This window comes from Gottfriedia sp. NPDC058432 (genome assembly GCF_042721555.1).
Taxonomy (GTDB): domain Bacteria; phylum Bacillota; class Bacilli; order Bacillales; family Bacillaceae_G; genus Gottfriedia.
In genome coordinates this window covers 144439-166731 of record NZ_JBHXLC010000005.1, presented here as the reverse complement: position 1 = coordinate 166731, position 22293 = coordinate 144439, and the positions used below count along the sequence as shown (strand labels likewise).

General features: G+C 33.1%; 18 protein-coding genes, 1 riboswitch and 2 other annotated features. Of the genes, 15 read left to right on the top strand and 3 right to left on the bottom strand.

Annotation, left to right across the window (positions count from 1 at the left end; all coding sequences use genetic code 11):
• Positions 1-342: 342 nt before the first annotated feature.
• Together ACFWM3_RS07675 and ACFWM3_RS07670 are read left to right on the top strand one after the other, a co-directional pair.
• The gene (locus ACFWM3_RS07675) at positions 343-681 is read left to right on the top strand and encodes a hypothetical protein (RefSeq protein ID WP_390310938.1); all 339 of its coding nucleotides are present in this window, start codon (positions 343-345) and stop codon (positions 679-681) included.
• Between the two features lie 387 nt (positions 682-1068).
• Positions 1069-1169: riboswitch (purine riboswitch) on the top strand.
• Positions 1170-1260: 91 nt separating this feature from the next.
• Positions 1261-2430: an MFS transporter gene (locus ACFWM3_RS07670; RefSeq protein WP_390310937.1), complete on the top strand. Its 1170-nt coding sequence runs from the start codon at positions 1261-1263 to the stop codon at positions 2428-2430.
• 435 nt (positions 2431-2865) lie between these two features.
• Here the strand turns inward: ACFWM3_RS07670 and ACFWM3_RS07665 are convergent, their stop codons facing one another.
• From ACFWM3_RS07665 to ACFWM3_RS07655, 3 genes are all read right to left on the bottom strand, one after another.
• Positions 2866-3156 (bottom strand): hypothetical protein, encoded by a 291-nt coding sequence (locus ACFWM3_RS07665; protein WP_390310936.1) that lies wholly within the window; start codon positions 3154-3156, stop codon positions 2866-2868.
• Between the two features lie 54 nt (positions 3157-3210).
• Positions 3211-3723 (bottom strand): hypothetical protein, encoded by a 513-nt coding sequence (locus tag ACFWM3_RS07660; protein WP_156339627.1) that lies wholly within the window; start codon positions 3721-3723, stop codon positions 3211-3213.
• A gap of 861 nt (positions 3724-4584) precedes the next feature.
• Positions 4585-5091 carry a hypothetical protein gene (locus ACFWM3_RS07655; protein ID WP_390310935.1) on the bottom strand — a complete coding sequence of 169 codons (507 nt, stop codon included), beginning with the start codon at positions 5089-5091 and terminating at the stop codon, positions 4585-4587.
• A gap of 365 nt (positions 5092-5456) precedes the next feature.
• Positions 5457-5691 (top strand) — a binding site (T-box leader).
• Positions 5692-5751: 60 nt separating this feature from the next.
• Between ACFWM3_RS07655 and ACFWM3_RS07650 the strand changes: the two genes are divergently transcribed.
• The 13 genes from ACFWM3_RS07650 (at position 5752) to ACFWM3_RS07590 (ending at position 22273) form a co-directional block, all read left to right on the top strand.
• On the top strand, positions 5752-7104 hold the full coding sequence (locus ACFWM3_RS07650; RefSeq protein WP_390310934.1) for an amino acid permease: 1353 nt from the start codon (positions 5752-5754) through the stop codon (positions 7102-7104).
• Positions 7105-7361: 257 nt separating this feature from the next.
• Positions 7362-7856, top strand: a complete 495-nt coding sequence (locus ACFWM3_RS07645; protein ID WP_390310966.1) for an ABC transporter permease — start codon at positions 7362-7364, stop codon at positions 7854-7856.
• Between the two features lie 878 nt (positions 7857-8734).
• Entirely contained in the window at positions 8735-8863 is a 129-nt protein-coding gene (locus ACFWM3_RS07640; RefSeq protein WP_390310933.1) for a hypothetical protein, read from the top strand.
• 243 nt (positions 8864-9106) lie between these two features.
• Positions 9107-10099, top strand: a complete 993-nt coding sequence (locus ACFWM3_RS07635) for a sugar-binding protein (RefSeq protein ID WP_056468015.1) — start codon at positions 9107-9109, stop codon at positions 10097-10099.
• Positions 10089-11510 carry a sensor histidine kinase gene (locus ACFWM3_RS07630; protein ID WP_390310932.1) on the top strand — a complete coding sequence of 474 codons (1422 nt, stop codon included), beginning with the start codon at positions 10089-10091 and terminating at the stop codon, positions 11508-11510. Before ACFWM3_RS07635 ends, ACFWM3_RS07630 begins: the two co-directional genes overlap by 11 nt.
• Before the next feature lie 17 nt (positions 11511-11527).
• Positions 11528-13069 (top strand): response regulator, encoded by a 1542-nt coding sequence (locus tag ACFWM3_RS07625; RefSeq protein ID WP_390310931.1) that lies wholly within the window; start codon positions 11528-11530, stop codon positions 13067-13069.
• Positions 13070-13432: 363 nt separating this feature from the next.
• A complete protein-coding gene (locus ACFWM3_RS07620; RefSeq protein ID WP_286131601.1) occupies positions 13433-14581 on the top strand; it encodes a sugar ABC transporter substrate-binding protein in 1149 nt (382 codons plus the stop codon).
• A gap of 111 nt (positions 14582-14692) precedes the next feature.
• Positions 14693-16207: an ATP-binding cassette domain-containing protein gene (locus ACFWM3_RS07615; protein ID WP_390310930.1), complete on the top strand. Its 1515-nt coding sequence runs from the start codon at positions 14693-14695 to the stop codon at positions 16205-16207.
• A 15-nt stretch (positions 16208-16222) separates the two neighbouring features.
• Entirely contained in the window at positions 16223-17395 is a 1173-nt protein-coding gene (locus ACFWM3_RS07610; RefSeq protein WP_056468026.1) for a sugar ABC transporter permease, read from the top strand.
• A 570-nt stretch (positions 17396-17965) separates the two neighbouring features.
• Complete coding sequence (locus tag ACFWM3_RS07605) at positions 17966-18226, top strand: hypothetical protein (protein WP_056468030.1); 261 nt, start codon at positions 17966-17968, stop codon at positions 18224-18226.
• Between the two features lie 272 nt (positions 18227-18498).
• Positions 18499-18759, top strand: a binding site (T-box leader).
• Positions 18760-18828: 69 nt separating this feature from the next.
• Positions 18829-19812 carry an aspartate--ammonia ligase gene (gene asnA / locus ACFWM3_RS07600; protein WP_056468033.1) on the top strand — a complete coding sequence of 328 codons (984 nt, stop codon included), beginning with the start codon at positions 18829-18831 and terminating at the stop codon, positions 19810-19812.
• Positions 19813-20150: 338 nt separating this feature from the next.
• On the top strand, positions 20151-21497 hold the full coding sequence (locus tag ACFWM3_RS07595; RefSeq protein WP_390310929.1) for an erythromycin esterase family protein: 1347 nt from the start codon (positions 20151-20153) through the stop codon (positions 21495-21497).
• Positions 21498-21694: 197 nt separating this feature from the next.
• Positions 21695-22273 carry a sensor domain-containing protein gene (locus ACFWM3_RS07590; protein ID WP_390310928.1) on the top strand — a complete coding sequence of 193 codons (579 nt, stop codon included), beginning with the start codon at positions 21695-21697 and terminating at the stop codon, positions 22271-22273.
• Positions 22274-22293 lie beyond the last annotated feature (20 nt).

The window sequence follows — 22293 nt, the reverse complement described above, 5'->3', positions numbered from 1 at the left end:
GTATTTACATGTGACCTTTAAAAATGAGTTGATAATTATTAATAATTAGGCTCAGTTAAATAAAAATGTTGATTTTTGAACTAAAAAAGAGGTTGTCTAATTGGAACAGGTTCAGATTTTGAGTACAAAAATAATAATAACAGTTCAATTTTAAGTCCAATTTGCAAATGAATTGGACTTCTTTTATTTGTTAGTATAAAGGTATTATTTTGATTTTAACTATTAATTTAACATAGTAATTAGCAAGTGTCTGATGACCAGCAGACAGTCTACAAAACCTATGTTAAAATTAGTGTTAATTTGGCATACAATGTATGACCAATTTTTGATGTGGAGGAAATTATGTCATTTGAAGAATTAAGAAAAAACAAACCAACAATTCAATGGGTCGAGAATGATGAGGATAATGAATTTTTTAATGAAGAAAATATTAATGCAACAAATCAAGTTCTTGACAGTTTTATTAATAGCTTAGAAAAACTGGGTGCAAACCCTCCAGAAGCAGAAATAATGAAGATTGTTAAAGATGTGGTAATTAAATTTAATGAATTAAATGAACAACATGATTATTACATCGAAACGATGGAGCGAGAAGACCTTTGTGAGTTTATTGATACAGCAGTAAGTATTGCAGGATTAGAAACTGATGATGACATTACCGAAGAGTGGAGAGAATGGTAATCAAAAAGGAGCAAACTTCGCTGCTTTTTTGTTGTCTTATGTGCTAAATTTACTGTTAATTTGATAACTAAAATGTCTGCTTTTTTGGTTGCTGTTTGATTTTTTGTACCTCAAAACTGAACACATTAGTCTAATTGGTGCTCTTTTTTTATTGAAGTATCGACCAGATAAGTTGATTAAGAATCGGTGTGACCCTGTTCTTATTGTTTTTTATATTAAATTATGTGTTTTTAATAGCAATGAAGTTCATTTTTATCGTTTTGGGGACAATCTGTTCTGTTAGCTTGAGAGGCATGTGGCTGTACCCCTTTTAGATTGGAATTTTAGCTTTGGAAATGATTTTACACTTGAGGGATAGGATAAAGTATAGTAAAATCATCAAAGTGATCGCTCTTAATATATATGAACTGTATAACTTCTAGAATATGGCTAGAAGGTCTCTACCAGGAACCTTAAAAATCCTGATTACAGAAAATGAATTTATTCGTTTTTTGTAATCAGGATTTTTTTATTGTTTTCTGTAAAGGACCTTCAGGGTCATTTCATTTTATATTAACTAAGAAAGGATAGAAATATAGTATGAATTTGAAAGTTTTTATAATAGCGTTATCGACCGTTGCGGTAGGATTAGTTGAATTAATCGTTGGTGGAATATTGCCAACAATCGCCGATGATTTCAACATTTCATTAAGCACTGCAGGGCAACTTATAACAGTGTTTTCGCTTATCTATGCCATTGCCGGTCCGATTTTACTGGTATTAACCAGCAGAATCGAACGTAAGAAATTGTATCTTGCTTCCTTGTTTGCCTTTTTCATCGGTAATGTAATGACATATTTTAGTCCAAACTTTACCTTTATGATGATTGCTAGGGTGTTGACGGCAACAAGTACAGCACTTGTCGTTGTGCTTTCTTTAACCATTGTTGTTAAAATTGTTGCTCCTGCCCACCAGGCCAAAGCTTTGGGACTCATTTATATGGGGATTAGTTCGTCATTAGTGTTAGGCGTACCATTGGGAATCCTGATTTCCAATATGTTTGGATGGCGTGTAATATTTCTTGGAATCGCTGTATTATCAATCGGATCGATGGCGCTTATTTCACTATTTTTGGGGCGCATTCCTGGGGAAAAAACAATTCCGCTTTCACAACAATTAAAGGCTTTAGGAAGTGGGAAAATAATCAGCGCCCATCTTGCTACCATGTTTATGTTAGCAGGACACTATACGATTTATGCCTATTTTACACCATTTTTAGAAACGAATCTTCATCTAAATTCCAACTGGATTAGTATCTGCTATTTTGTATTTGGTATTGCAGCCGTAAGTGGTGGAGCATTCGGAGGAACACTTTCTGATTGGATTGGTGCTCGCAAAAGTATCATCATCGTTATCAGTGCATTTGCTATTGTATTGTGTTTAATACCATTAACAACTTCTTCACTAGTCTTATTCATCCCAACGATGATGGTTTGGGCAGCATTGAGTTGGAGCTTGGCGCCACCTCAACAAAGCTATTTGATTCAAACCGATCCAGCTACGTCTGATATACAGCAAAGTTTTAATAATTCCGCATTGCAAATTGGTATTTCGCTTGGTTCAGCAATTGGTGGCATTGTGCTAAACCAAACTGGCTCGGTTTCCAACACAGCTTGGTTTGGGAGTGGCATTGTCATTATTGCGTTACTATGCGCAGTCTTTTCTTTTACGAGACCGAACATATCAAGAGAACAAAAGGCTTCGGCCTAGTCTTCCCAAGGGGTTAAAGATGGAACTCTGGTCTATGTTGAAGACAAATTAGCTTTAAAAACAAAATAATTTACTAGTTTTGATACTTCCTTATGCAACTAACGCACTGCTTTGGTTCAATAAGATTTATTCCCCATTTAATCTTTTGACCTCATTTTCTAAGTAGGTAAGTCGTTTATTGATTTTATAAAGAATAGGTAAATATGCTATAACAATAATGATTCGGACGGCCGAAAATGTCATCTTTCTTCATACTTTGCAACGGAAGTCAATAAAAAGCCAATCCCTTCTGCGGCAAGGGATTGGCTTTTTCCTTTTTCTCTTCATATGCATCATTTTATACATCGTAGACTTCTCAACGTTTGTAGGGGAATCTGTAACTATCCTATTCTCTTATTTTTGTATAAAATCCTGAATGATTCATGTAGCCTTTAATTAAAAAGGGAAATTTGATGAATTATATTCGGTAGTATTACTAGACTCTTCAACCGAATTTGGTTGACATTCTGTTAGCTTATACATATCTTCATTCATTGAAAAACGAGGTTGAATATTATTGCTCGTTAAAGCTGTGTCAAATTCTTCACGTAATTCATATCGATCATTTGAATGACTTTTACCAATATAAAATAGGTGAGGATTAATCATATATCCATTCTCTATTTTTGCAATAAATTGCTTTTGACATAATCTTTTTAGACTTTTTGATGCATTCCCTTTATCCATATTTAGTTCTAGTGCAATTCTTTTCCGAAATCCAATTTTTTTGTGAAATAAATTTTACCACTTACGATCTGCGCCACCACCACCACTGCCGCGTTTACATTTATTATCTATGATACATTTTGCTTCATTAGGATAATATTTTCTCAATTTCTTTTCCGCATCTTTTAAATTACTATTTGCTTTTAAATATTTTTTGTAAACATAGACTCTCATCGGTATTGTAACGGTTTTGCTCATGGTTTTGCTTCCAGATTGAATACCAACTTTTGTAATAGTAGTTACATTATCTACAAAATCTGTCTTTGAGTATTCTCTTTCACTTGACAGGGTTAAAGATTTATACTCATCGTATGCTTTTGAAGATATATCTACAATAAGAGATCCCAAACTAAATTGATCATTTAAGCTACTCCAAAAAAATAATTTTTGAACAGCACTATTATAGTTCTTTTCTAAAGATTTAAGCGTTGGTTTTGATGCCGCTTCGGTTGAACCAGGTTGCACTAGCAATAAAAACAAAGAAAATGCACTTAAAAACATAATAATTTTATTTAAATTTTTTTTCATATTAAACACCTTTCCCATTAGTATTATTTTTTTGTTTTCTACAATTCTATTATACATGATTTATTTATCCATAAAATTCCAAAAATGGAAAATTTAAATCTATTAGAGATACAATCCAAATTAAAATTTTAAATTTTTTTTGCTATTAGGTTGAGCTGGCTGGGTTTTTTTGATTTTTCGTATGTCAGGAATTTTTGAGATATTTTTTCTGTGGCAAAATTACCACGAACAAAATATGGGGTAGCGTTAGGGGTATGCGGATCGTGAGAACCAAAATAAAGGAAATTAAAAAATAAATTCCCTTGTGCAGTAAGAACAAAAACCAACCCTTAATTTACATACTCCCCTCTATAAAATCGGATTCAAATTATCATAAATATTCAATATCTTACTAAACTAAACTGCCATTTAGTTCCACAAAAAAAATCGGCTAAAGAGCCGATTATGTTGTTCAACTAAAGCACTGCGTTAGTTACATAAGGAATATGAAGAATTAAAAGAAAAACTTGTTAATTAAAAAGGCAATTAATGCAAGACCAATATACTTTAGTATAGTACGCATTTTCCATTTTTCTAAGTAATAATTAAGCTAAGATAAAATAAAGTGAGGTTGCTATAAAAAAGAAATTGAATGAAAGATGAAAAAATTCAAGAATAAACCAATCGCAAAATAGGCTAATAGGTGTACACCATCGTATTTTTCTTCTAGCTTTTTTCTTTTTCTTGTGACATTGCAGTTCTCCCTTATAAAATCATTTATTTATATTATATTCTTTAGTTTATTTTTAAATCCTTGTACAACTATCGCATCAATTAGTTGAATAAGAATTTCAGTTATTTAGCTAGGCTGTCAACTATACTCTAAATCCTTTTAAACAAAGGATTAATTACCTCTTCAATGTATTCCTGATATCCATCCAAATTTGTAATAACTGGATATGATTCATAGAATACCTTAGCACCTTTAATAAATTCTTTACAAAAATACGTTGGTTCAATGTCATAATCATTAATTTGATTGCCAATTTTTAATGTTATTCCATTATTTACATTTTTCTTTATTGATAAGTAACATTCGTAATCTGGATAACATTCGTTTCCTTCTCCAGTTAGGTAAAAGGCCTGAATTAATTGTACATAAACCAACCACATATCTGTTAAAGTTCCAAAATAGGTGGAATCTATAATACTTGTCGTATTAAATTGAATATCAACAAATCCGTATAACCTTTCTCTTCCTGATAGGAATTGAAGTTTTTCTTTGTTAAATTCTCGAAATTCTATAAAATGCTTAGTGTAATCTGTTGGTTTTTCTAACTCACCATACCATTCACCATTTTTGTGTACATAAGTTTTGATACTTAACATATTTCACCTCGAAATTTTACTTAGGATAAAATTGGGTTATTTTCTAATTAAATAATAACACTTCTTATTGTACTAATCTGCCATTTAGTCACCCATGCAGCGCTCACGCTGCACCACAGTTGCATAAGAAAATCAACAATCTAATTTAACAGAGCCAATAATTATACAAACGTGGGGGGGTAACGATATTGACTGATGATACTTCAATAAATATAAAAAATAGTATTTTACGGATTCATTTAACTTTTGAACCAATCTGCCGAGGATTAATTCTTTAAAAATATTATTCTGAAAAAACTGTTGACAAGTTTGGTTTGCGTCCGTATAGTATTAGTTATTATAAAAAATATTCAGAAAATATTTATCAAAACGCAAAGATCAGGAGTAGTAAAAGTTAATTATTAGGTAAAGAGAGCTGCGGGGTGGTGCGACGCAGTCCAATGATACTTTGAACTTGCCTGGGAGTGGTAAAGCGAAAGATTAGATTTAATCTTTTCTCTTGTTTTAACGATTGACCTACGTTACAAGGTTTTTAAAGTAGGGTTCGAAAAGAGCCAATAAGAGTGGTACCGCGGTAAGCTAAGGCATGTCGTCTCTTTCTTCATTTGATTATGAAGAATGGGATGATGTGCCTTTTTTGATTTTTTAGGAGGTTAGGATATGAAAACGGACAAACAGAAATTACAAAGGACAATGACGTCAAGACATATTACGATGATGGCATTAGGAGGTGCCATTGGGGCAGGTTTATTTAAGGGAAGTAGTTCAGCAATTGATATGGCAGGCCCATCCATCATAATTGCTTACTTGCTAGGAGGCATCATTTTATTATTCGTTTTACAAGGTTTAGCTGAAATGGCGGTTCGCAATAGCGATGCAAGAACTTTCAGGGATCTTGTCCAATCTATATTAGGAAAGTACCCAGCTTATTTCCTTGATTGGATTTATTGGAAAATGTGGGTATTGAACATCACGGCTGAATCAATCGTTGCTGCTATTTTCATTCAATATTGGTTACCAGATTATCCAATATGGATGCTTGCATTAGTTGTTTCGGTGTTGGTTACAACAATCAATTTACTATCGGTAAAGGTTTTTGCTGAAACGGAGTACTGGCTTGCTTTAATTAAAATTACTGTCATCATTGTGTTCATCTTAGCTGGGTTAATATTGTTACTTGTGAATTTTGGTGATCATAAAGCAGTCGGTTTCTCTAACTTGACAGACCATGGCGGTTTCTTCCCAAATGGATCAAAAGGATTAATTTCGGCTATGTTGGTTGTAATTTATTCATATGGTGGTACTGAAATTATCGGGGTCACATTGGCAGAAACGAAAAATCCCGAAAAAGTGGTTCCAAAAGCCGTTCGAAGTACTTTGGTTAGAATCATTTCTTTCTATATCATTCCATTTTTCATCATCGTTAGTTTAATTCCTTGGAACAAAGTAAACGGGGTGCCAGAAAGTCCGTTTGTAATGGTCTTTAAAATGATAGGGATTCCTGGTGCTGACCATATTATGAATGCTGTTGTTCTAATAGCAATTATTTCATCGATGAACTCTGGATTGTATGGTTCATCCCGCGTTCTGTATACGCAAGCTGCGGACGGTCGCATTCCGAAAATCTTTTCAAAATTATCTAAGAGGAAAGTTCCTGTATACGCAATATTAATGTGTACTTCCACTTTACTTGGCGGTGTACTAATTTCCTTATTTGCTGGAAGCAAGACATTTGATTTCTTGATGGGATCGCTAGGATATACTGTATTATTCATCTGGTTGATTATTGCCTTTGCTCATTTGAAATCACGTAAACAGTCATCTGGAAAAACAAGTGAATATTTAGTTAAATGGTTCCCATATACGACTTGGGCTGTAATCATCGCTTTAATGATGATTCTAATCGGAATCATTTTCACGACACCGATCATCGTAACGATCATTACACTTTGCATCTACGTCTTTATTACGTTAACGTATGTATGGAAAAAACGTCTTAACAAAAACTTGTAGAAGAGATAATTAGCAATAATTGAAATTGATGGTGATTATTGAGCCTTACTTAAGGCAGGTAATGTAATCACAACACTTATACTATTCTTGTTCTTCAATTAACTGGTGCTTTACTTTTAATGAGTAAAGCCCTTTTTTTCTGAATAGTAAATCAAATATAGCTATTGCTCATGGACAAGCATACAATCACTTAAGTCTATTCTAAATATAATGATAGGAGTTTATTAGAGAGTGAAGTGACAATTGTGCCTCCAAAAATGAAAAAACCAAATGATTCAAATGAAGAAAATAATGAGAATAAAGAGAATATTAATATTGCATCGGCTTTTAGAGCTGTAAGCAATGTAACTCAAACCGTGCCCGAAAATACTTTTGTAAAAGTAAACTACAATAAAAAACAATTTGATTTAGCAAATGAATATAATCCGTTTACTTCAATATTTAGAACAAGAAATAATGGGGTCTATTTAGTTTCTGGAACGATTACTTTTTTCCCTGTTAACAACAATGTCGATTATAGAGTACGGATCGAAATTCGCGTAAATGGAAAACCTGCAATCGCTATTGATAATGATTTCTTTGGTCCAATACTCTTTGGAAATACTGTAAATGTCTCAACAATCGCGAAACTTAATGCTATGGATAAGGTTGAGGTTTTTGCTCAAAGTAGCATAGCTGGTACGATTGATACAAATGTTGATGGTGAGGTTAGTACGCATTTTGAAGCGGCAAGATTTCCGTCTCCATCATAATTAGATTAAATTTATATCCGTGTTTAAGAAGGTGTGCTTATTGCTAGCCTTTTTTATGTAGGTCTGGTACTTCGCTTGAAAAATAAAGAAGCCACCTTATAAGGTGGCTTTAAACTGTTGAAAAATGAGTTCGTCAATTAGTGTTCAACAACATTATCATGGTTAAGGTTGATTTCTATTAAAGACAGTTATGAGGAAGTACATTTCAATTTTTTGCTATTTAACTTCCTCATGAAGCAGTCATGAGGAAGCATATCTCAACATTTAGCTATTTAACTTCCTCATGAAGCAGTTATGAGGAAGTATATCTCAACATTTAGTTATTTAACTTCCTCATGAAGCAGTTATGAGGAAGCATATCTCAACATTTAGCTATTTAACTTCCTCATGAAGCAGTTATGAGGAAGCATATCTCAACATTTAGCTATTTAACTTCCTCATGAAGCAGTCATGAGGAAGTATATCTCAACATTTAGCTATTTAACTTCCTCATGAAGCATTCATGAGGAAGCTTATCTCAACATTTAGCTATTTAACTTCCTCATGAAGCAGTCATGAGAATGTATATCTCAACATTTAGCTATTTAACTTCCTCATGAAGCAGTTATGAGGAAGTACATTTCAATTTTCAAAAAATCAATTACATATTCAAATCGGCAATTGAACAATAAAAGTACTACCTTTTCCTGAAACACTTTACTTTCTACTATTATATTACCGCCGTGAGCATTAGCAATTGACTGGGTAATTGATAAGCCTAAGCCAGCGTCACCGTATTTTCTAGTGCTTTTGTAAGGTCTGATTACGAAACGAAGTAATTAAAAAATGCAAATAAAGATTATTCACAAAGTGCAATAAAAGCAGCGCGTGTGATTGCCATGATTACACCGATTGTTACATTTATTATGAATTTGTGCCTTGTTGGAATCCTTTTATATGGCGGGTATCTGATTAGGTTGAATTCAGTTCAGGTAGGCGATTTAATTAATTCACCATGTGTTTTTTGATCAAAAAAAGGGATTGGTAAGCTTTGATATTTTTTCAAACAGATCTTGTCTCATATCGGATCTTTTTTTTTGAAAAAATCTCAATATAACGTTTTTTTAGTAATGGTAGTTTGAGGTTACAAAATTCCTTATTAAACGATTCATTCGTTCGAATAAAATAAAAGGGAAAAAATTGTAAAGTTTAATAGTCTTGTAAACTGTATAATCAAAATGTACTATTTTAATATAGGACTGGAGGACGTTATGGAAGAGAAAAAGTGGTCGATTATTTTAAGCGTACTTTTTTTATTGTTTGTTTATGTACTTATTCATTTTGAAATAAATGCTAGAAATATTGAAAATTCAGTTCAAAAACTACAGGATCGAGAAGTAGAACCGAAGAAAAAACTCCATTTTGTCCTTATTTCGCAGGAGTTTGATAATCCTTATTGGAGGAAAGTACAAGAAGGGGCAGATGTTGCTGCAGAAAAATTTGGAGTAAATGTTGAATATATCGGTCCTTTACGTACAAGTCCGGAAGAACAAATTAAATTATTAGAAAAGGCAATTGCTTCTCAGGTGGACGGTATTATCGTACAAAGTCTTGATGAGAATACTTTTTCGCCCGTAATTAATAAAGCGGTTTCACAACATATTCCTGTTATTACAATTGATACAGATGCGCCAAAGAGTAAGCGTATTGCTTATGTTGGTACAAATAATTTTAGCGCAGGAGAGCAGTTAGGAAAAGTTGTCGTAGAGGAAACGAATGGTGTTGGAAAAATTGGCGTTATTATAGGGAGTGAAAAATCAGAAAGTCAGCAGGCGAGATTAAATGGCTTTTTAAGTATTGTGAAAAAGCATCCTAAATTAGTAGTAAAGGATATTGAGTCCTCTAATATATCGATTATTCAAGCAAAGCTTCAAACTGAAAGTATGTTACGTAATAATAAAGACATTTCAGTTATGGTTGGTACAAGTGCTTTAGACGCGATTGGCATTTTGAATGCATCAAAAAATTTAAAGTTAAATCAAGTAGAGATATTTGGATTTGATAATATCGAAGGTACACTCCAAGCAGTTCAAGATGATGCGATTAAAGCAACTGTTATTCAGAAGCCATATGAAATGGGCGTTCAATCTGTCGGATTATTAATTGATTCGTTACATGGAAAAGTTATTAATAAAGAAAATTTTACACCAACCGAGGTGGTGACTAAAGAAACGTTGATCAGGAGGAGAAACGTTGAAAATTAGGACAAAGTTATTTATTTTTATTCCTATTTTAGTTATTTTACTAAATCTAGTTTCATTTTTTATATTTGAAAATGGTAAGAAGGTTCAAGAGAGTTATAATTTAATGATTAATAAAATATTTTTATATAAACAAATCTCTTCTGAAACCCAAGAGAATTTAAGTTTGGTAAGTAGTTATATTATTAATCCACAGCCAAAAAACTATCGATCGATTTTGCAACATAAAAGTAATTTACAAAAATTAAAAAAAGAATTATTAACACATAATGCTACTAAAAATAATCAACTTGTGTTAGAAAACTTTACCCATATGATTGATTCTTTTCTAGAGTTAGAATCATCAATTACAGATAATTTAGTCTCTCAAAATTTTTCAAGTTATACAGATCAATACCGGGATATAGAGAAGATATCAGGGTTTATTAGAGAGGATAGTCAAAACTTAGTTGATTTAGAGCTTAGTAATTATCAGCCTATTTTTCGAAAGATTATTGCAAATACTCAGTCTATGAATCAATTAGGTGTCCAGTTGTTCGTTATAACGACTATCATTAGTATTGTTTTTGCAATATGGTTGTCTAGAAGTATCGTCATTCCAATCAATCGATTAGTTTATATGGCTAAACAAATTGGTAAAGGTAATTTTAATGTTGCTCCTCCCACATTGTATCAAAACAATGAAATCGGAATTCTTGGGAAAATCCTCAATGAAATGTCAAAGAATTTAAGTAATTTAATGATTAAAAATATCGAAATTGTAGAAAAGGACCGACTTGTAAAGGAACTTGAATTAAAAGCCTTACAAAGTCAGATCAACCCGCATTTCCTGTTCAATACGTTAAACGTTATATCTAAGTTAGCTTATATAGAAGGGGCTGAGCAAACGAGTGATCTAACAGTATCGACCTCGAATTTGCTGCGTTATAATTTACGAAAACTAGACGAGCCTGTCACTCTTTTGGAAGAAATCAAGAATGCTGAAGAATATTTTTCGATTCAAAAGGCGAGGTTTAGAGATCGTGTACGCTTCGAATTAAATATAGAAGAATCATGTTTAGGACATAAAGTTCCTTGTTTAACATTGCAACCACTTCTTGAAAATGCATTTATACACGGTATCGAAGGGATGGAGCAAGGTGCAGTAATAGGAATTACGATTAAGAATTCTGAAAAATATATTTACACCGAAATTTATGATAATGGTGCTGGTATGAAAGAGGAGACTAGAGAGGCTCTCTTAACATCGTCTATGCCGATCATCTCTCAAAAAAGCTCAACTGGATTAGGTACAACAAATGTGTTTAAACGCTGGCGCCTCTTTTATGGAGAAGAAGATATTGTTGATATCAAAAGTGAAATAAATAAAGGGACAACCATTATATTAAAGCTTCCTGTCTCATCAAAATTTTAAAATTAAAGGAGGTAACTATGTATCGTTTATTAATTGTTGATGATGAACCATTAGAGCGCGAGGGACTTGAATTGATGATAAATCGATCAATGCCTAATCAATTTCAATTTGAACAAGCTGAAAATGGACGAGTTGCGATTGAAAAATCAATAGAATACCAGCCTCATATTATCTTTATGGATATAAAAATGCCTGGTATTCAAGGGCTTGAAGCTGTTTCGGTTATAAAGCAAAAACTACCTGATACAAAAATATTCATTGTCACTGCATATGACTACTTTACATATGCACAAGAAGCCATTTCATTAGGTGTTAAAGATTATATATTAAAGCCTGCTAAACGAGATCATATCATCTCTTTACTTCAGAAGATGATCGATGAAATAGAAGATGATCATAAGAAAAGATTACAAGAATTAGAGGCTATTGAAAATTTATCGATTATACGTCCTCTCACTGAAAATGAATATACATTAATGTTAATGTTTAATACTGTTCAAGAACTAAATATGTCCCAACTTTCTAGCATTCTCGGATTTGAAATCGAGTTAGGTTATGCAAGTGTGATTAAATTGCCTAAAGAAATTAGTCAAAATGACAAAGAACAAAGGAGAATTTATGAATGTGTTAGACACTTTATGAAATCTTCGAGGAATTGTTTAATCAGCCCTGTTGTAGATGGTCAATTAGCCATATTTATTCCAGTACAGCCTAACCGAGAAGCCGATCTTCAAACACTTGTACTCTATCAAGATGCTTTAAAAACGATTGAATACATAGAAAATCAAACTGGTTATCAAACAGTGATTGGTATTGGGTCTTTAAAGCAAGGGATTGAAGGGTTACGACAATCATATAATGAGGCATTTCATGCAAGTTTAGAATGTGATGAGTTAACACGTGTTAATCAGCATTCATTAAGTCATTCTATCAGTATACCAGACGAGGAAAAACAAGTTTTAATTGATTCTTTTAGAAAAGCGGATCTAGAAGACGTTATGAATCAATTTAATAATTTGTATGAAAGATTTAGTCATTATGATGTTTCGCAAGTTAGAACGGAATTAAATTCACTATTTAATCAAATTTTCCAATCTCTTCGTAATTCATCGATTGAAGTTGAGAAATTTCATATTCCAGACATGAATGAAATCAATCAATTGAAGATGATTGTGGAGCAACAAATCATTAATTTAATTACAAAGATTGATCGAGAAAAAGAAATTAAGACGAATCATCTGATGATATTGGCAAGGGAATTTATCGCTCATCACTTCATAGAGGATCTCTCACTTGAGCAAGTGGCCAACTATTTAAAATTGAATCCAGTTTACTTTAGTAAACTATTTAAAAAGCAAACAGGTGAGACTTTCAGTGATTATTTAATGAATTTGAGAATCAATAAAGCAAAACAATTAATGGAAAAAAGAGAATTGAATCTAAAAGAAATTTGTTACCAAGTTGGCTATAATGATCCAAATTATTTTAGTCGAGTATTTAAAAAATGTACGAATGAATCTCCTAAGGAATATAGGAAGAAAGTTTTAATGAATATTTAAAGGGAAAAATACTTGAATGTGAACTGATAAACGATTAATTATTTTATTTGAATAGTTAGTAATAAAAGAGTCTAACGACATACTTAATGACTGTATTTACGAATTGCTTTATTAATTTGTAAATACTTTTATTGAGTTTTCTGTTTGACTCTTTTTTTGATTTAAATCGAAATTAACTGTACTAATATGTCCCAAAGTTAAGATAATGCTAGTTTTAATATTCTGAATGTAAACGTTTTCTGAGTTGAGGTAAATTAGTGCAGATAATAGACAAAAGAGTGAAGGAAATGGGTAAGCGTTTCCAATAAAAATCGTGATAACCTTATTTATGTAAGCGTAACCAGAAAAAAAGGGGGAAACACTTTGAAAAAGTTATCAAAGATTTTTGCAATAATTTCAGTATTTTTAGTAATGACTCTTGTTGCAGCTGGATGTGGATCTTCAGCAACATCAAGTGATAGCACTTCTGCTGGTAAGAAAAGTAAAAATGGTAAGGTCGATATTGGTATCGTTTTACCTACGAAAGATGAGCCACGTTGGACTCAAGATGAAACTCGCTTTAAAAATGCTTTAAAAGATACAGATTATTCAGTTGAAATTTTATTCTCACAAGGTGACTCTGCTAAAGAAAAAGCAAACGTTGATTCTTTAATTGCAAAAGGCATCAAAGTTTTAATTATTTGTCCTCAAGACGGTGCTGCTGCTGCTGCTTCAGCTGAAGCTGCAAAAGCTGCTGGTGTTAAAGTAATTTCTTATGATCGTTTAATTACAGGTACTGACGCAGTTGATTACTATGTATCATTTGATAGCGTTGCTGTAGGTGCTGCACAAGCACAATATCTTGTAGATCATGCTTCAGGGAAATCAGGTCAACCTTTATACCTATACGCTGGTGCTGCATCTGATAACAATGCATTCTTATTCTTCCAAGGTGCTTGGAAAGTTCTTCAACCAAAAATTGCTGATGGAACTTTCAAAGTTGAGAATTCAGCAGCTGCAAATAGCTTAAAAGCTAAGGCTGATTTAACTCGTGATGAGCAAGCAAAAATTATCGGTCAAGTTACAACTAACTGGGATTTCAACGTAGCTAAAAACTTAACTTCATCTAACTTAACAAAAGCTACAAAAGCTGATAAAGGCGATGTATTAGTTCTTGCTCCAAATGACGGGACTGCTCGTTCAATCGCAGATACATTTAAAGCAGATAAAGATGTAACTTCATATATAATTTCTGGTCAAGATGCTGAAAAAGCATCTGTACAGTACATTATTGACGGTAAACAATCTATGACTGTTTTCAAAGACGTTCGTACATTAGTTAAAGATGCAATCGCTACTGCAACTTCAATCTTAAAAAATGAAACACCTGATGCTTCAGGCGTTACAAACAACGGTAAAGCTGATATCAAAACAAAACAAACAGATATTATTGTTGTTGACCAAAGCACAGTGAAGAAGGATTTAGTTGATTCTGGATACTATAGCGCTTCTGACTTCACGGGATTGAAGTAATTAATAGAAGAAAGAACTTGCAAAATAGTGATGGTCTAACCGTCACTATTTTGTTAATTATTCAATTTAATCAATGACTCAAGTAGATGGCAAATTCGGGAGACGGATCATATGAGTGAATTTATTTTAGAGATGAGAAATATCTCAAAAGAGTTTCCAGGTGTGAAGGCATTAAGCGATGTTAACTTCAAGGTTAGAAAAGGGGAAATACATTGTTTAGTCGGTGAAAACGGTGCTGGAAAATCGACTTTAATGAAAGTATTAAGTGGTATTTATCCATTTGGAACCTATACAGGTGATATTGTTTTTGGAGACGAAGTTCAAAAGTTTTCAAAAATAAGTGATAGTGAAAAAAAGGGTATCGGAATCATTTATCAGGAATTATCTCTTTTTCCTGAGCTGTCCGTTTACGAAAATATTTTTATCGGACATGAAATTAAAAAGGGAATAACTGTTGATTTCAATGAAACGATTGTTAAAGCAATCGAAATGCTAAAAAAAGTAAAGCTAGATGTAAATCCGGAAGTGCAAATTAAAGAGTTAGGCGTAGGGAAACAGCAACTGGTTGAAATAGCAAAAGCACTTAGTAAAGATGTTAAATTGCTTATTCTCGATGAGCCTACGGCTGCTTTAAATGAAGATGATAGTGAAAACCTACTTTTCTTGATGGGAGAGCTAAAGAATCAAGGAATTTCTTGTATTATGATTTCGCACAAACTTAAAGAAGTAATTGCTGTTGCAGATACGGTTACTGTACTTCGCGACGGAAAAACAATTTGCTCTTTAAATAAAGAAGAAATCACCGAAAACACAATAATCAAACATATGGTTGGTCGTGAAATTGATGATATTTATCCGAAGCGTCCAAATCAAAAGTTTGGTGAAGTTTCATTAGAATTAAAAGACTGGAATGTGTACGATCCAAAATTAGGTCGTAAGATTCTTCATCATATTGATCTAAATGTTCGAAAAGGCGAAATTATCGGTATTGCTGGATTGATGGGATCAGGTCGAACAGAACTAGCAAAAAGTATTTTTGGAAATCCGACAAATTTCAAACTTGATGGTTCCGTTTTAGTGCAAGGGGAGCAAAAGCGTTTTAAACATCCAAAAGATGCAATAAAAGCTGGAATAGCTTATGTAACAGAGGATCGTAAAGGCGACGGATTGATCCTTGAACAAGATATTAAAAATAATATTTCGATTACGAACTTATTTGAAATTTCCAAGTCAAGCGTAATTAATCAACATGAAGAAATTGTCGTTGCAAATGATTACTTAAACAAGTTAAACATAAAAGCTCCATCAATTACTTCAATTGTAGGGAAGTTGAGTGGTGGTAATCAGCAAAAAGTATCGTTGAGTAAATGGTTATTTACAAATCCGAATGTACTAATTCTCGATGAACCTACTCGTGGAATAGACGTAGGTGCAAAATTTGAAATCTATAGTTTTATGAATCTACTGGTTGAACAAGGCATGAGCATTATCATGATTTCCTCTGAACTTCCAGAAGTCCTTGGTATGAGTGATCGAATTTATGTTATGGCAGAAGGTAAAATAACCGGGGAATTATCAAGAGAAGAAGCAACTCAAGAGAGCGTTATGGCTCTAGCTACCGTTTAAGAGAGGTTGAATAAAATGAACTTTTTTCAAGAAGCAGGCATGTTATTAAGAAAAAACATCCGTGAATATGGAATGTATATAGCTCTTGCAGTAATAATGTTAGTTTTTACGTTAAATACAGATGGATTATTTATGTCATCTCGTAACTTAAGTGATTTAATCAATATGACAGGTTATGTTGCAGTCCTTGCAGTTGGTATGACATTAGTAATCGTCATTCGACATATTGATCTTTCAGTTGGTTTCGTTGCTGGTTTTCTAGGAGCAGTAGTTGCTCTATTTCTAACACATGGTTTGCCAGTCTGGATTTCAATCATTGCAGTTCTAGTATTTGGCGCTATTATTGGTCTAATTAATGGATTCTTTGTTGCTAATTTAGGAATTCCTTCATTCGTAGTTTCATTAGCAGGCATGTTAATATTCAAGGGATTACTACTAATGTCTCTTGTTAAAACTGGTACGATCATCGTTGCTAACGAAAGCTTTAAGGCGATTGGAAATGGCTATATTCCTAGTTTAGGAAATTTGAATGGTTTACACATATCAACACTATTAATTGGTGCGATCTCTATCATTCTTTTTATCTGGAGTGATTTTAAAAAGAGAAACGTAAACATAAAGTACGGTTTTGAAGTACTTTCAATGCCGATGCAAATTATTAAATTATTGTTTATTTCTGGTATCATTGGTTACATTTGCTATATTCTTGCCGGCTATCAAGGAATTTCTTGGACTGCTGTGATCATGTTTATTGTTGTAGTAGTCTACCATTTCATTACAACAAGAACTCCTTTAGGGCGTCACATTTATGCAGTTGGTGGAAACCCTGAAGCAGCACAGTTAAGTGGAATTAGCGTAAAGAAAATCACTTACATTGTATTCGGTTCAATGAGTATGCTTGCAGCCCTTTCAGGCGTATTGTTTACAGCTCGACTTGCATCTGCTTCTCCCCAAGCAGGTACAATGTTTGAGTTAGATGCAATTGCTGCAGCTTATGTAGGTGGTGTTTCTGCTGCTGGTGGTGTTGGTAAAGTAACAGGTACTATTATCGGTGCATTCGTAATGGCTTCATTAACAAGTGGGATGAACTTAATGGGTATTGATATTTCATACCAATACATCATCCGAGGAGCAGTTCTTGTTCTTGCAGTTGTATTTGACGTAATGACACGTAATAAAGGGAAATAATATTTAAAAACAGAAACAGTCGATTGAAGTGGCTGGTTTCTGTTTTTTTATTATTTATGAAATAAATTTGATAGTGCCAAAAAATGCAATTTAGCCTTTTAGTATTCAATTGAAAGATAAAGAAATATTAGTGAAACAGAACAAATTAAAGAATCGGGAAAAGGGGTGCAATTGCAATTACTTTTTATGTTTAATTTAAAAAAACGACTCTAAGAGTCGTTTTTAAAATTTATTTTTTATTATAAAAAAGGTCCGGCTTTCCACAATTTGGACACTCATATTCATAATGTTCTTGAATTACGTTACTACTATTTGAATACTCGTCATTAATGGAAATGTTTGAATTACAGTTTGGACAATTAATGCTCGTTTTGGTGGATTTGTTCTTTGAATTCTCCATCTTCATCATCCTTTCTTTTCATTTGTCTGATAAATCTTTTGTATTTTACCCATTTTTTTTTATTCAAGTAAATGGCAGTTAGTTCAATAAGGAAAGAGGATAAAACAACTGTTTTATAGAATGTGTAAGCAATAGAATTTGTTAAATTTTGTAAAATGGAGATGTGGAAAATGAAAAGTAATTCAGCTTTTATGGGTGTTTCAATTATAATTGGTTGTGCTATTTTAGGGTTATTTATAATGTTAACTTTTTCAAATAATAAAAATAGTACATCCAAATTTTCAAATGATTATAAATACGAAATGATTCCAGTAAACGCTAATAATGTCATTATTTTTAATAAAGAAACTGGTGAATATTGGAGAAAATTTTTACCCGAAAATGAGGGTCCTTCAAATTGGGAAAAAGAAAAATCACCAATTAATAAGTAATAAATACTTAATAACATTATGTAACTAAACCAGTGACCTTATATACAAACGGAGTGCGTTAGCCATCCATGAAACAAGGGTTCATTACAATGTTTAAAACTACAAGTTCATCGGTTTATTACTGGCGGCAAAAAACGTAAAAGAGAACAATTTAAGCCCAAATCATGATCTTAGTTATTTGTTAGAATAAAATAAAAAGTGAAAAAAATGTTGACTTTCTCATTTTTATCTATAAAATAATCATTAATAAAATGTTTCAGAGATGTGACAACATAACGACTGTGAAAGGACGAGTAGTAGTAGGACGTAGACAAAGCGAGTCAGGGGTGGTGTGAGCCTGATACGAAGCCTATTATGAAGAACCTCCTGGAGTCGCTAACCGAAATCCTTTAGAGGAAAGTAGACTTAGCCGTGAACTTCGCCGTTAAAGAAGAACAGTATCGAGATCTCTCTAATCTCCGTACTAAAATAAGTGAGCAACCTCTGTTGCTAATTTGGGTGGTACCGCGGAACTAAAGCCTTTCGTCCCAGTTTTTTGGGAAAGAAGGGCTTTTTTTGTTGCTTTTTTCTACTACATCCAAACATTTTAGGGGGAAATAGGCATGTATCAATCATTAATGACAGTAAGAGAGACACAAATCGCAATTAAGGAAGTTAAAACATTTTTTGAGGACCAATTATCAAAACGTCTTGGAATGTTCCGCGTATCTGCACCATTATTCGTAACAAAAAAATCAGGTTTAAACGATCACTTAAACGGTGTAGAACGCCCAATTGAATTTGATATGCTTCATTCAGGAGAAGAGTTAGAAATTGTTCACTCACTAGCGAAATGGAAAAGATTTGCACTGCATGAATATGGTTATGAAGCTGGTGAAGGTTTATATACAAATATGAACGCGATTCGCCGTGATGAGGAACTTGATGCAACTCATTCAATTTACGTTGACCAATGGGATTGGGAAAAAATTATACAAAAAGAATGGCGCACAGTAGATTATTTACAAGAAACCGTAAAAACAATTTATGGAATCTTCAAAGATTTGGAAAATCATTTATTTGAAAAATATCCGTATCTTGGGAAGTATTTACCAGAAGATATCGTATTTATCACAGCCCAAGAATTAGAAGATAAATACCCAGAATTAACACCGAAAGATCGTGAGCATGCGATTGCAAAAGAGCACGGTGCAGTTTTTATTATTGGAATTGGCGATGTACTTCGTTCTGGTGAAAAACATGATGGACGTGCAGCTGACTATGACGATTGGAAATTAAACGGAGACATCTTATTCTGGCATCCAGTATTGCAATCTTCATTTGAATTATCATCAATGGGTATCCGTGTTGATCGTAAATCACTTGATGAGCAGTTAACGAAGACAGGTGAAGATTTCAAACGCGAGTATGATTTTCATAAAGGTATTTTAGAAGAAGTGCTTCCACTAACACTTGGTGGCGGTATTGGGCAATCAAGAATGTGCATGTTTTTCTTACGTAAAGCGCATATTGGTGAAGTTCAATCTTCTGTATGGCCTGATGAAATACGAGAAGCATGTAAGAAGGAAAACATTCATTTGTTTTAAGAAAAATAAGACCTGTAAATGAAAGCATGAGTCTATATCAAGAAGAATTTAGTTGTACAAAAAAAATCGAATGTAATTCGATTTTTTTTTATTGCACTGAAAGACAGTGGCAGTTTAGCCGAATATTGAAAGGATTAATAGGAAGTAAAAATAGAGTTTAATATTCAAAAAAATACTGATAAAACCGATATTACGAAGTGTAATGTTAATCTTATGACAATATGTAACTAGTAAATGTGATATTGAAGCACTAACAATTGAATAAAAGCAATTGATTGAGTCCGTGTAAGTACATGAATCAATCTTGCTTTTGAAAAAATTCAATTGAGGTGAGGAAAATGAATAAGAAAAAGAAAAAGATGTATTGTGCAATGGTTAGTACAGCTATATTAGTCGCTGGATGTGTTGGAGAAGTAAAAGCTCAAACGGTAACAGTAAAAGATTCAGCTCAACCATTCCAAAATAATATCGTTAAATCAATACAATCACAGGCAAAGCCATTAAACACGATAGAACCGTCTAAACCATTTGACGATTTAAAACCACTTAAGACCATGATTGGGAGCGCACAATATGTAGGATTAGGAGAGAATACTCATGGAAGCTCTGAAATTTTCACCATGAAGTTTCGCCTTGTGAAATATTTGGTTACCGAGATGGGTTTTACGAATTTCGGAATGGAAGAAGATTGGGGAAACGGCTTAAAGCTAAATGAATATATCCAAACAGGAAAAGGAAACCCTAGGGAATTTTTAAAATTGTTATATCCTACTGATGAAATTATAGCCATGATTGAGTGGATGAAAGATTATAATGCTGATCCATCCAATAAAAAGAAAATCCAATTTATCGGACTTGACTTAAAAACAATGGACCAAAGTGTCTTTAATAAAGTAATTGATTATGTAAAATTACATCGACCAGATTTGCTTGCAGAAGTAGAAGAAAACTATAAAGAGCTTTCTTCTTACACTGGAAGTATACAGGAATATATGCAGCTTGATACTAAAACAAAAGATAAATTCAAGGCAAATGCTGAGAAAGTAGTCCAATTGTTAAATGATGAAAATGAACATGCAAACACAGAGACAGTTTCATCCGAGTTGATCTGGGTGAAAGAGACGGCGAATGTAATAGAGGAATTTACCACAATGCTACTTCCTAATGATTATTCAAGTATGGTGAAACTACACGATCAATATTTAGCCGATCATGCAATGTGGGCACAAGAGACATTTGGCGGTAAAACTATGGTTTGGGCACACAATATTCACATAGCCAAAGGTATTATCGATGAGAAATTATACCCTAATGTTGCTGGACAGTTTTTGAAAGAACGTTTAGACAATAATTATGTCTCAATTGGTAGTACAACTACGGAGGGGAAATTCACCTTATACAGCGAATATAGTCCTTCCACTGGCGGTAAGATTGCAACGGATACTATTCCACAAGATGTGAATAGTTTCAATTTTATCCTTGGAAAAGTCCCGTATAATATGTTTTTGTTAGATAATCGTCACCTTAATGGTCAAGCAAAGAAATGGGTTAGAGAAAAGAGGCCATTACTGAGTATAGGGGGACAGCTCATCCCGAATAGTTCGTTATATAATGATACTTCATTACTTGAGCAATTCGATATAATTTTTCATATCCGAAAAACAAGTCCATCGCATATTAAATAAGAGTTCAAAACAATCCCTTCTTGCAGAGTCAAGAACGGGATTGTTTTGTAGAGGAAATCATCTTGTTTTAAAAAGGAGTAGGCTGCTTCTACTTTTTTAGCATTATATAAAAATGTCATATGACATTTTTACACTAGTGAGTTTGACAAAGTCAGCAGTATGATGCTGTTATCAAACGGAGAGGAGTGATGAACCTTATGAAATTAAGATTCATCCAGAATGGTTACTTTTTATTGCTAACTTTTGTTACAGGACTGTTTTATTTTTGTTTTTATCTCGTAGCTTTACTATTGAGTTTGACCCTTTCATTTACCGTAGTCGGGATTCCACTAATTATACGCGTACTTCAGACTACCACATCTTTTATCCAATTCGAGCGCATACAAACGAAAATTTACACTGATATTTCGACAGACTCTTACAATAGAAGTGTAACAATAGATACATCGGACTGGGCTCAAGTAAAATTAGGGCTTACGAATCGTCGCAGCTGGTCTGCTGTATTTTGGTTAATGCGGAAATTTGTGATTGGAATTTTCAGTCTCATTAGTGCAGTCATTTTATATGTAATGCCACTTATGTTTCTATTGGCACCACTACTGTATCAATACATCGACATGAATATTATTTTCATGAAGATCGATACTTTGGCCAAGTCGCTCCTTGTAATGTCTATTGGTATAGTGACTACCGCCATAAGCATTAAAATAGTAGATGTTCTGGCAAAAAAAATTGGAGGTTATACACGCAGTATGATTCGACAGCTAAATCGATAGAAGTTTGCGGCCTATACTTA

Bases quoted from the DNA above. Each gene is read 5' to 3' on its own strand.
- ACFWM3_RS07675 (WP_390310938.1), top strand. From the start codon at position 343: ATGTCATTTGAAGAATTAAGAAAAAACAAACCAACAATTCAATGGGTC.
- ACFWM3_RS07670 (WP_390310937.1), top strand. From the start codon at position 1,261: ATGAATTTGAAAGTTTTTATAATAGCGTTATCGACCGTTGCGGTAGGA.
- ACFWM3_RS07665 (WP_390310936.1), bottom strand. From the start codon at position 3,156: ATGGATAAAGGGAATGCATCAAAAAGTCTAAAAAGATTATGTCAAAAG.
- ACFWM3_RS07660 (WP_156339627.1), bottom strand. From the start codon at position 3,723: ATGAAAAAAAATTTAAATAAAATTATTATGTTTTTAAGTGCATTTTCT.
- ACFWM3_RS07655 (WP_390310935.1), bottom strand. From the start codon at position 5,091: ATGTTAAGTATCAAAACTTATGTACACAAAAATGGTGAATGGTATGGT.
- ACFWM3_RS07650 (WP_390310934.1), top strand. From the start codon at position 5,752: ATGAAAACGGACAAACAGAAATTACAAAGGACAATGACGTCAAGACAT.
- ACFWM3_RS07645 (WP_390310966.1), top strand. From the start codon at position 7,362: ATGAAAAAACCAAATGATTCAAATGAAGAAAATAATGAGAATAAAGAG.
- ACFWM3_RS07640 (WP_390310933.1), top strand. From the start codon at position 8,735: ATGATTACACCGATTGTTACATTTATTATGAATTTGTGCCTTGTTGGA.
- ACFWM3_RS07635 (WP_056468015.1), top strand. From the start codon at position 9,107: ATGGAAGAGAAAAAGTGGTCGATTATTTTAAGCGTACTTTTTTTATTG.
- ACFWM3_RS07625 (WP_390310931.1), top strand. From the start codon at position 11,528: ATGTATCGTTTATTAATTGTTGATGATGAACCATTAGAGCGCGAGGGA.
- ACFWM3_RS07615 (WP_390310930.1), top strand. From the start codon at position 14,693: ATGAGTGAATTTATTTTAGAGATGAGAAATATCTCAAAAGAGTTTCCA.
- ACFWM3_RS07610 (WP_056468026.1), top strand. From the start codon at position 16,223: ATGAACTTTTTTCAAGAAGCAGGCATGTTATTAAGAAAAAACATCCGT.
- ACFWM3_RS07605 (WP_056468030.1), top strand. From the start codon at position 17,966: ATGAAAAGTAATTCAGCTTTTATGGGTGTTTCAATTATAATTGGTTGT.
- asnA (WP_056468033.1), top strand. From the start codon at position 18,829: ATGTATCAATCATTAATGACAGTAAGAGAGACACAAATCGCAATTAAG.
- ACFWM3_RS07595 (WP_390310929.1), top strand. From the start codon at position 20,151: ATGAATAAGAAAAAGAAAAAGATGTATTGTGCAATGGTTAGTACAGCT.
- ACFWM3_RS07590 (WP_390310928.1), top strand. From the start codon at position 21,695: ATGAAATTAAGATTCATCCAGAATGGTTACTTTTTATTGCTAACTTTT.